The following is an 11,372-nucleotide window of genomic DNA, read 5'->3' on the forward strand; positions in this document are numbered from 1 at the left end:
CATTCACCAACTTGTCGGCGGCGTCAAAGCAGCTATGGGTTATACCGGTTCGCGCACGATTGCGGACCTTCAGGAACGCGCGCAGTTTGTGCGCATCACCAATGCCGGATTACGGGAAAGCCATGTACATGACGTTACAATCACGCGGGAAGCTCCAAATTATCCGACGCGTTGAGGCATGAGACCTGCTGCTCGCCTGCAGTCAGCCATTGAATTGGTTGACCAAATCATCCTTTCCGCACGTGATGGCGGCGCTTCTGCTGACCAGCTTGCGAAGCGCTTTTTTGCCGAGCGGCGTTATGCCGGTTCGAAAGACCGCCGTGCTGTCCGCGATTTGGCGTGGGGCGCGATCCGCCGCTTTGGCAAAAGGCCGGTAACGGCGCGGTCTGCCTTTGTAGCAATGGCGGATGCCGATCCGGAGCTGGCGGCATTGTTCGACGGGACCGATTATGGTCCAGCGGCGATTGAACCCGGCGAAGCGCGTTCAACCGGTGGCGGATTGCCCAAATGGATCAAGCCGTTGTTTTCGGCCCATGTTGATGAGGCCGAGCAAGCAAGCCTGCTTGACCGTGCCCCCATGGACTTGCGCGTGAATGCGTTGAAGGCAAGCCGCGCTGAGGTATCGGCGACGTTTCCCGACGCTGAAGTCCTTCCGCACCTCGAATATGCGCTCCGCCTGCCGGGCGGGACTGCGATCGACAGCCATCCCGCCGTGGAAGACGGTCAGGTTGAAATTCAGGATCTGGGAAGCCAGCTGATCGTTGAGGCATGTCAGGCAAAGGGTGCTGGCATTGTACTTGACCTGTGCGCTGGTGCTGGCGGCAAAACCCTCGCGCTCGCCGCCGCGATGCGAAATCAGGGACGATTGATCGCAACAGATACAAACCGCAACCGGCTGGACCAATTGAAGCCACGGGCCAATCGGTCGGGTGCCACCAACATCGAAACGCGCTTGCTCAATCCGGGCAAGGAAAAAGAGATGCTGTCCGAATTGGCCGGTGGCTGCGACCTCGTCCTCATTGACGCCCCCTGTTCGGGAAGCGGGACATGGCGGCGCAATCCAGAGACGCGTTGGCGTTTGGATGCGGCGCGGTTGAAGCGCGTTGTGGATGAACAGGCGAAGCTGTTGGACATTGGCGCCGACATGGTCGTGCGCGGCGGTTATCTTGTTTATGCCGTGTGCTCGCTCATCGAGAGTGAGGGTAAGGGACAAGTGGCTGCGTTCTTAAAATCGCATTCGGGTTGGCGCGCTGCGGATACCGGGGTGTCGATGGGGCGTGCCGATGGCGATGGCGTGTTGTTGACCCCGCATCATGATGGCAGCGATGGATTCTTCTTCGCGAGGCTCCAAAAGCTGTGATAGCATCACGTTCCAAAAAGATATGGATATTGTTTATGCGTTTTTCTCCCGCTGCCATTGCGCTGTCGTTCACTCTAGCGGTTATGTCGAGCGCCAGCATCGGCGGACGCGCGGATGACGATATCGACGCCCGCTCCATTGCCCTGATGCAGACGGGTGACCAGGAATCGGCCGCTGGACGGTTCGACAATGCGATCAGCTGGTATGAATCCGCATTGGCGGTCGACCCGCGCAACCGCCCTGCATATATTGCGATGGCGCGCGCGGTGAAGGCCCAAGGACTGAACGGTAAAGCGATCCGCTTTTACACAGAAGCGTTGGAGCTTGAGCCCAATGATCAGGTTGCATTGGCCGAGCAGGCAGATGCTATGATTGCCAAGGGCGCAATTGAGCAAGCGGGTAAAAATATCGCGCGCCTGAAAACATTATGCCGCGCGGACTGCAGCGCTGTTGACCGGCTTGCGCTTGCATCCAGCAAGGCGAGCGAAAAACCGCAAATGCAGGCAAGTGCAGCCGATACGGAACCAAGCGTCGCTAGCGTGCCTGTTCCGCAACCCAATTAAGGGCGCGGATGCGTTCAGCACGCGGAACGGCGTCAAATTAGTTCGGCAAACTCCGCAAGAATATTCTCGTACAGTCGCTTTTTGAACGGCACGATCAGTTGCGGCAATTGCGGTGCATCGATCCACTGCCACTTGCTAAATTCCTGATGCGACGTTTCGATGTTGATATCGGCATCGGTCCCTTTGAAGCGCATTAGAAACCAATGCTGGCGTTGCCCGCGATATTTGCCCTTCCAAATGCGGCCAATCATATCATCAGGTAAGTCATAGAAATGTTCATCGCGGCTGCGCGCAAGGATATCGACCAAATCGGCGCGCACGCCGGTTTCTTCGAATAACTCGCGTAGCGCCGCAGTCTCTGCATCCTCGCCATCGTCGATGCCGCCTTGCGGCATTTGCCATGCATCTGTTCCGACAGGGCTGTCCAAGCGTTGCCCGACAAAAATCTTCCCCTGCATATTGGCGAGCATGATGCCCGCACAGGGACGGTACGGTAAATCTTCTAAAGATATGCTCATGCTGTTGCCACCACTTCTGCAAGCAGGTTTTTCAGCGCGGCGATATTGCCCTCGATGTCCGATTGGACCGATGGGATGGCCTGGCGGATGTTGATATGCCCGTGAATATTGCCCTCGGCACTGCGATGTTCAACGCGCACGCCGTCCTGCTTCAACTTTTCAACATATGCGATGCCTTGGTCGCGCAAAGGATCAAGGCTTGCGGTTGTGACAAGGCTCGGCGGCATGCCCTGCTGGCTGAAATTCAACGGCTCGGACCGATAGTCTCCAGGCGTCGCTGCGTGGCCTTCGCCGAAATAGGCCATTGCTTCGTCGGTTAGCAAATAACCGTTGGCAAATTCGCGCATGCTCGGCCAGTCAGCATCGAGTGTGACGACGGGGTAAATCGGATGTTGCACCAACACGGGCACGGCCGCCGGACGGTCGCGAAGCGCCATGGTGGTCACAATCGCCAGATTGCCGCCAGCACTGTCGCCCGACGTAATCAGCCCAGTTACTTGCCGTCCAAGCTCCGCAGGGCTCGTCGCAATCCAGCGCGTTGCGGCTTCGCAATCTTCGGCCGGGGCGGGGAAGGGATGTTCGGGTGACAGCCGGTAATCGATGGAGATGACCGGCAAATCGAGGAGGCGCGCAACTTCTGCGCAATAGGGTTCATAGGTGTACAGGCTGCCGATAACGAATCCGCCGCCATGGTAAAACACCATGACAGGGCCAGCTTCGCGCTCTTCGCGGCTGTCATATAGTCGCGCGGGGATGGCACCAGCGGGGCCGGGAATCGATAAATCGCGCATAACCGCCAGTTCGCCAACGGGTGCATCCGCAACGTCGCGCATGGCGGCGGTCATTGCGCGTGCGTCATCAACGGGCACTTGCCAAAATTTAGGGCCGGGTACCGCGTTTAGAAATTGCAGAAACAATGCCACGTCTGGACGGACATAAGGGGGGGTATCGGTCATCGCGTTCTCCATTTCAGCCGCTTCCTAGGGTGGCTTGGGCAATGCGTCCAGCATATCCACCTATAGTTTTTCTAACATTGCAGTGCGCCGCGAATGGGATTAGGCGAAAAGGCAATAAAGTTGCAATTAAAGACGGGCTAGAACGCATGGCTACGGCATTCAAAGACGAACAGACGAGCGGACATACTCCAGTGCAAAGCGACGCAGTCGTTGTGCGCTTTGCCGGGGACAGCGGCGACGGCATGCAGTTGACCGGGGGACAGTTTACGCTGTCGTCCGCTCTGGCGGGCAATGACTTTGCGACATTCCCTGATTTTCCTGCAGAAATCCGCGCGCCAATCGGGACGCTTTTCGGTGTGTCGGCGTTTCAGATTAACTTTGGTTCCTCCGCAATCGACACCGCTGGCGACCAGCCCGACGTGCTGATCGCGATGAACCCTGCCGCACTGAAAACCAATGTCGGGTCGTTGCGCGAAGGCGGTTTGATTATCGCGGACACAGGCGAGTTTAACCAGCGCAACCTCGATAAAGCCAAATATACCACCAACCCGTTTGAAGATGGCAGCCTGGCAAAATGGCAGGTGCTGGCGTTCGACATCAGCGCGCTGACGCTGGAAGCCGTCAAGCCGTTTGGCATGGGCAACAAAGACGCGTTGCGTTGTAAGAATATGTGGACGCTTGGCCTTGCTTTGTGGATGTTTGATCGTGATCGTCAGCCGATCATCGATTGGCTGAACGCCAAATTTGCAAAGAATCAGGTTTTGGCCGACGCCAATATCGCGGCGCTGAATGCTGGCCATGCTTATGGTGAGACAGCTGAATTGGCTGGGCCGCTCAAGCAATATCATGTCGATGCCGCGCCTGCGCCTGCGGGTCTGTACCGGACGGTGACGGGCGCTGAGTCCATTTCTTATGGTTTGGTTGCCGGCGCGCAGCTGGCTGGCCTCAAGATGTTCTTCGGTGGTTATCCGATTACGCCAGCATCCGCGATCTTGCATCACCTCAGCCGCTTGAAAGAATATGGTATCACCACATTCCAGGCAGAAGATGAAATTGCCGCCATTTGTTCGGCCATCGGCGCAAGCTATGCAGGACAGTTGGGCGTTACCAGCTCGTCAGGTCCCGGCATCGCGTTGAAGGGTGAGGCCATGGGCCTTGCCATCATGACCGAGCTTCCCTTGGTCATCGTCAACAGCCAGCGTGGCGGCCCTTCGACGGGCCTGCCAACCAAGACCGAGCAGTCCGATCTGTATCAGGCGGTGTATGGCCGCAACGGCGACGCACCGATGCCTGTGATCGCAGCGCGCTCGCCGGTTGATTGCTTTGACTGTGCGGTCGAAGCTGTCCGGATTGCCGTTGAATATATGACGCCAGTGATGCTGCTTACCGATGGCTATATCGCCAACGCGGCTGAGCCTTGGCTGGTGCCCGATCTCGAAGAGTATACGCCATTCCCGGTCGAGTTTCTGGAAAGCGTGCCCGAAGATGGCTTCAAGCCCTATGCACGCGACCATAAGTTGAAGCGCCCATGGGTGAAGCCCGGCACGCCCGGATTGCTGCACCGCATTGGTGGTATCGAAAAAGAAGTCGATACCGGTCACATCAACTATGCACCTGCCAACCATCAGGCGATGACAGACATTCGTTCGGCGAAGGTAAATAATGTCGCCGACAGCGTTCCCGACCAGATCGTCGAGCAGGGCGCAGCAGGCGCGAAGCTTGCTGTCGTCGGCTGGGGATCAACCTATGGTCCCATCAAGCAAGCTGTGCGTCGCAAGCGCGCAGAGGGCGTCGATGTCGCGCATGTCCACATTCGCCATATCTGGCCCATGCCCAAAAACATGGCCGAGTTGCTGAAGAGCTTTGACAAGATCATCGTCCCTGAAATGAACACGGGCCAGTTGAAGACCATATTGCGTGACCAGTTCCTTGTGGATGCGCAGCCCGTGAACAAAGTGTCCGGCCAGCCATTTACTATCGCCGAAATTGAAGCCGCGATTGGGAGTGCTTTATAATGAACGATATGACCCCCGTTAAAGCGACAACGCCCAAGGATTGGGAAACCGACCAAGAAGTTCGCTGGTGCCCCGGCTGTGGTGACTATGCGATTTTGAAGGCGGTGCAGCGCACCATGCCTGAAATCGGCGGCACGCCTGAAAACACCGTGTTCATCAGCGGCATCGGCTGCTCATCGCGCTTCCCATATTATATGGAAACCTATGGCTTTCACACCATTCACGGCCGCGCGCCTGCGGTTGCGACGGGTGTGAAGCTCGCCAATCCCGATCTTGATGTATGGATTATCACGGGCGATGGCGATGCGCTGTCGATCGGCGGCAACCACACGATGCATTTGCTGCGCCGCAATCTGGATTGCCAGATCATGCTGTTCAACAATGAGATTTACGGTCTGACGAAGGGCCAATATTCGCCAACATCGCGCGTTGGCACCAACAGCCCATCGACGCCTTATGGCTCGGTTGACCGTCCAGCCACGCCATGCGCGTTTGCGCTGGGTTCAGGCGCGCGGTTTGTTGCGCGCGGCTTTGACGTTTCAAAGAACCTGCCGGAAGTGCTGAAGGCCGCGCACGCGCATCGCGGCGCGGCGTTCATCGAAATTTTCCAGAACTGCATTGTGTATAACAAGGACGTGTTTGAAGACTTCGCTGCGCCAAAGGGTGCCGACGGCCACCAATTGTGGCTGCGTAATGGTGAGCCGATGTTGTTCGGCAGCGAAAAGTCCGGCGGTACCAAAGGCATCGCGCTCGACAATGTTGGCCTGACGTTGAAGGTTGTCGATGTGGTCGATGGTGATTGGCAGAGCGCGGGCGTTATCGTCCATGACGTGACCAACCGTTCGCTCGCGCACATGCTTGTGGAAATGCCATTTGGCGAATTCCCTATGGCACTCGGCGTCCTGTACGACGATCCGCGCCCGACCTTTAACGACGCCGTCATCGCGCAGAACGAGTCGGCCAGTGCAGGTAAATCACCTGATCTCGGCAAGCTGCTGGCAAAGGGACAAACCTGGACGGTCGCTGAGGGCCATCCCGAGACTTAATTGATTTTCACGCAGAGGCGCAGAGTCCGCAGAGATTTCAAATTTCTGCTCTGCGAACTCTGCGCCTCTGCGTGAACAAAATAGTTTATGGCGATAACGCCGTATTGCCATTTGGGTTTTGCTACGCCAGCTAACCCGTATGGATAATCTCACACATAGCCTTGTTGGCGCGCTCATCGGGCAGATGGGATTGAAGCGTCGGACTGGCCTTGCGATGCCCACGCTCATCATTGCTGCGAATATCCCCGATATTGACGCGGTGGCGACATTGCTGGGCGGGCAGCAGCATTTGGCGATCCGGCGCGGCCTCACGCACGGCCCAATCGCCATGTTGGTGCTGCCGCTGATCCTGTGGGGCATCATGCTGTGGTTCGATCGCTGGCAAGAAAGGCGCGGAAAGCGGCCAGAGACAAGGTTTCCGGTGCATAAAGGCTGGTTGTTGGCGCTGGCCTATATTGGATGCTTGAGCCACCCGCTTTTCGACTGGTTCAACAGTTACGGGATCCGTTTGCTTGAACCATTTTCGAGCCAATGGTTTTATGGCGATACATTATTCATCATCGATATCTGGCTGTGGGCTGCGCTGATATGCGGCGTTTGGGTGTCGCTTCGTCGCGAACGTGACGGAGGCGCAAACTGGCGCGCACCGGCGTTGACGAGTTTTGCCGCCATTTGCGCGTATATCTTAGCCAATGGGCTCATCACGGGCAGGGCGGAGCAATTGACCGCCCAAGCCGTTCAGAAGCAGCATCAGATCGAGCCAACTCTGGTTGTCGCCAATCCTGTGCCCGTGCAATTTTGGAAACGTGAGATGCTTTGGCGCGACGACAGCCATTATGGGCAGGGCACTTACACGCCGTTAAATGGCGCGCGTATCGATGACGTTGTGCGCGCCCATTATATGGGACGCGAAGACGCCAAGGCTTTTGAGACACATATTGTCCGCGGTTCGCCCCTGTTGTTTTGGTCACGTATGCCGGTGGCCGAGATTGTCGGCCAAGGTGCAGACAGGACGTTGAAGGTTTCCGACCAGCGCTTTTCTGACCCGCTGGTTGGCGACCGATTTAGCATGTTCTTTCCCATTGGAGTTGAAAGCAAATGACGGCCCCGGTTATCGTCTGGCTGCGCCGTGACCTGCGTCTTGCGGACCAAGCTGCGATTGCAGCCGCAGTGGCAAGTGGCGCGCCGGTTATCCCCGTATACATCCTGGATGACGACACGCCAAAGCATCGCAAGATGGGCGCGGCGTCGCGATGGTGGTTGCACCATAGCCTGACGGCGCTCGATGCAGATTTGCGGGCGTTGGGGTCGCGTTTGATTTTGCGTGCCGGAAAATCCGATGACGTTTTATGCACGCTCGCTGAAGAGACCGGCGCGTCGGCCATTCATTGCATGCGGCATTACGAACCATGGTGGCGGAATGCTGAAAAGGCCGTCGCCAGCGGACTAAGCAAAGGTTGCGCATTTGTATGTCACGACGGCAATTATCTGTTGCCCGCAGGTAGCGTGACCACAGGCAGCGGCGGTCAATATAAGATCTACACGCCATTCATGCGCGCGCTCTGGCAGCATATGCCGCCGCCCGTGCCACTGGCAGCCCCTACGCAGTGCACGGCGCCCCAGACATGGCCAGAGAGCGACAATATCGATGATTGGGGTCTGTTGCCCACCGAGCCAGATTGGTCCGGCGCCATGGCCGATATGTGGACCCCGGGTGAGGCTGGCGCACGCGAACGGCTTGAGGATTTTGCCGACAAGGCCAAATTTTATGACGAGAAACGCAATCTGCCATCGGTTGCGGGTTCGTCATTCCTCTCACCGCATCTGCACTTTGGCGAGATTTCACCGGCGGCGTGCTGGCATGCGACCATGCATGCGGGCGGTTCGGTTGACGTGTTTTTGAAGGAACTGGTGTGGCGGGACTATGCGCAGAATGTGATCGTCCAGATGCCCGAATATGGCGCGAAGAACGCCCGAGATGCGTTCGACAGGCTGCCGTGGCGCGATCTATCCGATCCAGCGGTAAAGGCGGATGTCGTGGCATGGACCAAGGGCCGGACGGGTTACCCAATCGTTGATGCCGGGATGCGGCAGTTATGGGCGACCGGATGGATGCACAACCGCGTGCGGATGATTGCGGCGTCGTTCCTGGTCAAACATCTGCTGATTGATTGGCGCGAGGGCGAGAAATGGTTCTGGGATACGCTGGTCGATGCCGATTACGGCAGCAACAGCGTCAATTGGCAATGGACTGCGGGGACGGGCGTAGACAGCAACATGTTCGTGCGCATCATGGCGCCATTGTCGCAGTCAGAGAAGTTCGACGCCGCACGTTACATCCGCGAATGGGTGCCAGAGCTTGCTGGTTTGCAAGAGCCGTACATTCACGACCCCGATGAATATGGTGCACGGCCAAAAAGCTATCCGCGCAAAATCATTGGCCACAAAGCCGCACGTGAACGTGCGTTAAAGGCGCATGAGGTGGTGAAGGCGTAAACCAAAAACGATGCCGATCGTCCAAGCAATATCGTCATCCTGAACTTGTTTCAGGATCTTACTTTTCCAAGGTTGTTTTGATTAAGACCCTGAAACAAGTTCAGGGTGACGGCGATATTTCTAGCCCGCTACCACCAAACGATGGCCGGTCTCAAACTCGGTCGTCAGCATCGCGACGATTGCATCGGCAACAACCGATGGTTCTTTCACCGTCGCCGGGTCTTCGCCCGGATAGGCCTTTGCGCGCATTTGGGTGCGCGTACGGCCCGGATCCACAATGGCCGTGCGCACAGCGGACAGGTTCTTCACTTCTTCGCCATAGCTGGCGACGAGCGTTTCAAGCGCGGTCTTTGATGCGCCATAGGCGCCCCAAAATGCGCGCGGTGCCGCACCGACCGACGATGTCAGCGCGACGAGGCGACCGGCATCTGATTTGCGCAACAACGCATCGAATGACGCAATCAGCACCTGCTGCGCGGTTACGTTGAGGGTGAACAAGCGCGCGAATTCTGCGCCATCAATGGCTGGAACCGGCGCGAGCGTGCCGAGCATCGCGGCATTTAATACCAAGACATCGAGCTTACCCCAACGTTCGGCCACTGCTGTGGCAAGCCGTACGATGCTGTCGCCGTCGGTGAGGTCCAAAGGCGCAATCGTCGCATTGCCACCTGCGATGAATATCGCGTCTTCAACGGCTTCTAGGTCTTTGGCCGTGCGCGCTGTGATGATGACATGCGCGCCTTGCGCCGCGAGTGCCTTGGCAGTTGCCGCTCCAATCCCACGGCTTGCGCCGGTTACCAGCGCCACTTTGCCTTCAAATAGCTTCGTCATGATTTATGCAGACTTCCGTTCGCCCAGCATCATGAGATCACCCGATTCATGTTCCTCATGGTCGGTGAGGGTGGTTGGATAGTCGCCGGTAAAACACGCATCGCAATATTGCGGTTGGTTTTTGTTGCGCGAGTCTTCGCCCAGCGCGCGGTAAAGCCCATCGATGGAGAGAAACGCGAGGCTGTCAGCCTGAATAAACTGCCGCATTTCTTCCACGTCCATGCGGCTCGCGAGCAATTTGGAGCGTTCCGGCGTATCGACGCCATAGAAACAGCTGTTCATGGTTGGCGGGCTTGCAATACGCATATGCACTTCGGCCGCGCCCGCTTCGCGCATCATCTGAACGATCTTGAGCGAGGTCGTGCCACGAACGATGGAATCGTCGATAAGGACGATCTTTTTTCCCGCAACGAGATTGCGGTTCGCATTATGCTTCAGCTTTACGCCCAAATGGCGAACGCCATCGCCCGGCTGAATGAACGTACGGCCAACATAATGTGACCGGATAATACCCAGCTCAAACGGGATCTTTGCCGCCTCGGCATAGCCAATGGCTGCGGGGGTGCCGCTGTCGGGTACGGGAATGACATAATCAACATCGACGCCATTTTCGCGCGCGAGTTCCGCGCCAATCGCCTTGCGGACCGAATAGACGCTGATGCCTTCCACAATGGAATCGGGCCGTGAGAAATACACATGCTCGAAAATGCAGGGGCGTTGCGAAACGGGGATGAACGGCTTGTGCGAATGAATTTCGCTACCATTTACGACAACCAATTCGCCCGGTTCAACCGAACGGATGAATTCTGCGCCAACAATATCGAGCGCAACGGTTTCCGATGCGAAGATTATTGTATCGCCAAGCTTGCCCATGACCAATGGACGAATGCCCAACGGATCGCGGCATGCGATCATCCCTTCGGTTGTCAGGCATATAAGCGAATAGGCGCCTTCTACACGTTTCAGCGCATCAATCAGGCGATCCAGCAACGTGCGGTACCCAGACGTGGCAACCAAATGAATGATGACTTCGGTGTCCGATGATGACTGGAATATCGATCCGCGACGGACAAGGTCACGGCGCAATGCAACCGCGTTTGAAATATTGCCGTTATGCGCGACGGCAAATCCGCCGGTGGCAAGGTCAGCATATAAGGGCTGCACATTACGCAGCGATGTTTCGCCCGTCGTTGAATAGCGGACATGGCCAATGGCGCTGCTTCCGCCAAGGCCGTTGATGATTTCATCGCGGTCAAAATTGCCCGCAACATGGCCCATGGCACGGTGCGTGTGAAATTCATGCTCGTCGTAACTGGTGATGCCGGCGGCTTCCTGGCCACGATGCTGAAGCGCATGTAGGCCAAGCGCAACCATCGCTGAAGCACCTTCGGCGTCATAGACACCAAAAATCCCGCACTCCTCGCGAAGTTTGTCGTCATCAAATGGGTCGGTGGTCAGCATAATTCGAATCCCGCTGCGCGTCGCTGGCTGGCCTATAGGCAACGCGTCATCGATTGTCTCCCCCTTGTCGTGCTAATGTAACAAAGAAAATGTTGGCGGGCCACTTGCCCTTGCGTTAGGCCTTGG

Annotated in this window: 11 protein-coding genes; 7 read left to right on the forward strand and 4 right to left on the reverse strand. The window is 57.1% G+C overall.

Going from position 1 to position 11,372, the window contains the following annotated elements; all coding sequences use genetic code 11:
- From ACIQ0G_RS07250 to ACIQ0G_RS07260, 3 genes are all read left to right on the forward strand, one after another.
- Window positions 1–175 (forward strand): IMP dehydrogenase (locus ACIQ0G_RS07250; RefSeq protein ID WP_397577332.1); only part of this gene is annotated, 175 nt, incomplete at its 5' end.
- A 3-nt stretch (window positions 176–178) separates the two neighbouring features.
- A complete protein-coding gene (locus tag ACIQ0G_RS07255) occupies window positions 179–1,360 on the forward strand; it encodes an RsmB/NOP family class I SAM-dependent RNA methyltransferase (RefSeq protein WP_397577322.1) in 1,182 nt (393 codons plus the stop codon).
- Between the two features lie 35 nt (window positions 1,361–1,395).
- Window positions 1,396–1,923 (forward strand): tetratricopeptide repeat protein, encoded by a 528-nt coding sequence (locus tag ACIQ0G_RS07260; protein ID WP_397577323.1) that lies wholly within the window; start codon window positions 1,396–1,398, stop codon window positions 1,921–1,923.
- A gap of 32 nt (window positions 1,924–1,955) precedes the next feature.
- Here the strand turns inward: ACIQ0G_RS07260 and ACIQ0G_RS07265 are convergent, their stop codons facing one another.
- Window positions 1,956–2,441, reverse strand: a complete 486-nt coding sequence (locus ACIQ0G_RS07265) for an RNA pyrophosphohydrolase (RefSeq protein WP_397577324.1) — start codon at window positions 2,439–2,441, stop codon at window positions 1,956–1,958.
- Complete coding sequence (locus tag ACIQ0G_RS07270; RefSeq protein ID WP_397577325.1) at window positions 2,438–3,397, reverse strand: alpha/beta hydrolase fold domain-containing protein; 960 nt, start codon at window positions 3,395–3,397, stop codon at window positions 2,438–2,440. Before ACIQ0G_RS07270 ends, ACIQ0G_RS07265 begins: the two co-directional genes overlap by 4 nt.
- A 146-nt stretch (window positions 3,398–3,543) precedes the next feature.
- Between ACIQ0G_RS07270 and ACIQ0G_RS07275 the strand changes: the two genes are divergently transcribed.
- The 4 genes from ACIQ0G_RS07275 to ACIQ0G_RS07290 all read left to right on the forward strand — a co-directional run bounded on the left by ACIQ0G_RS07275 (window position 3,544) and on the right by ACIQ0G_RS07290 (window position 8,954).
- Complete coding sequence (locus ACIQ0G_RS07275) at window positions 3,544–5,412, forward strand: 2-oxoacid:acceptor oxidoreductase subunit alpha (RefSeq protein WP_397577326.1); 1,869 nt, start codon at window positions 3,544–3,546, stop codon at window positions 5,410–5,412.
- Window positions 5,412–6,458, forward strand: coding sequence for a 2-oxoacid:ferredoxin oxidoreductase subunit beta (locus ACIQ0G_RS07280; RefSeq protein ID WP_397577327.1), 1,047 nt, complete (start codon window positions 5,412–5,414; stop codon window positions 6,456–6,458). Before ACIQ0G_RS07275 ends, ACIQ0G_RS07280 begins: the two co-directional genes overlap by 1 nt.
- A gap of 139 nt (window positions 6,459–6,597) precedes the next feature.
- The gene (locus ACIQ0G_RS07285) at window positions 6,598–7,560 is read left to right on the forward strand and encodes a metal-dependent hydrolase (RefSeq protein WP_397577328.1); all 963 of its coding nucleotides are present in this window, start codon (window positions 6,598–6,600) and stop codon (window positions 7,558–7,560) included.
- Window positions 7,557–8,954 carry a cryptochrome/photolyase family protein gene (locus ACIQ0G_RS07290; protein WP_397577329.1) on the forward strand — a complete coding sequence of 466 codons (1,398 nt, stop codon included), beginning with the start codon at window positions 7,557–7,559 and terminating at the stop codon, window positions 8,952–8,954. The genes ACIQ0G_RS07285 and ACIQ0G_RS07290 overlap by 4 nt, the downstream gene beginning before the upstream one ends.
- A 120-nt stretch (window positions 8,955–9,074) precedes the next feature.
- Here ACIQ0G_RS07290 and ACIQ0G_RS07295 read toward each other — a convergent pair whose 3' ends face one another.
- Both ACIQ0G_RS07295 and purF read right to left on the reverse strand, forming a co-directional pair.
- Complete coding sequence (locus ACIQ0G_RS07295) at window positions 9,075–9,785, reverse strand: SDR family NAD(P)-dependent oxidoreductase (protein ID WP_397577330.1); 711 nt, start codon at window positions 9,783–9,785, stop codon at window positions 9,075–9,077.
- Between the two features lie 3 nt (window positions 9,786–9,788).
- Window positions 9,789–11,246: an amidophosphoribosyltransferase gene (purF, locus tag ACIQ0G_RS07300; RefSeq protein WP_397577331.1), complete on the reverse strand. Its 1,458-nt coding sequence runs from the start codon at window positions 11,244–11,246 to the stop codon at window positions 9,789–9,791.
- Window positions 11,247–11,372: the final 126 nt, after the last annotated feature.

This window comes from Sphingorhabdus sp. (assembly GCF_044354325.1).
GTDB lineage: Bacteria > Pseudomonadota > Alphaproteobacteria > Sphingomonadales > Sphingomonadaceae > Sphingorhabdus_B.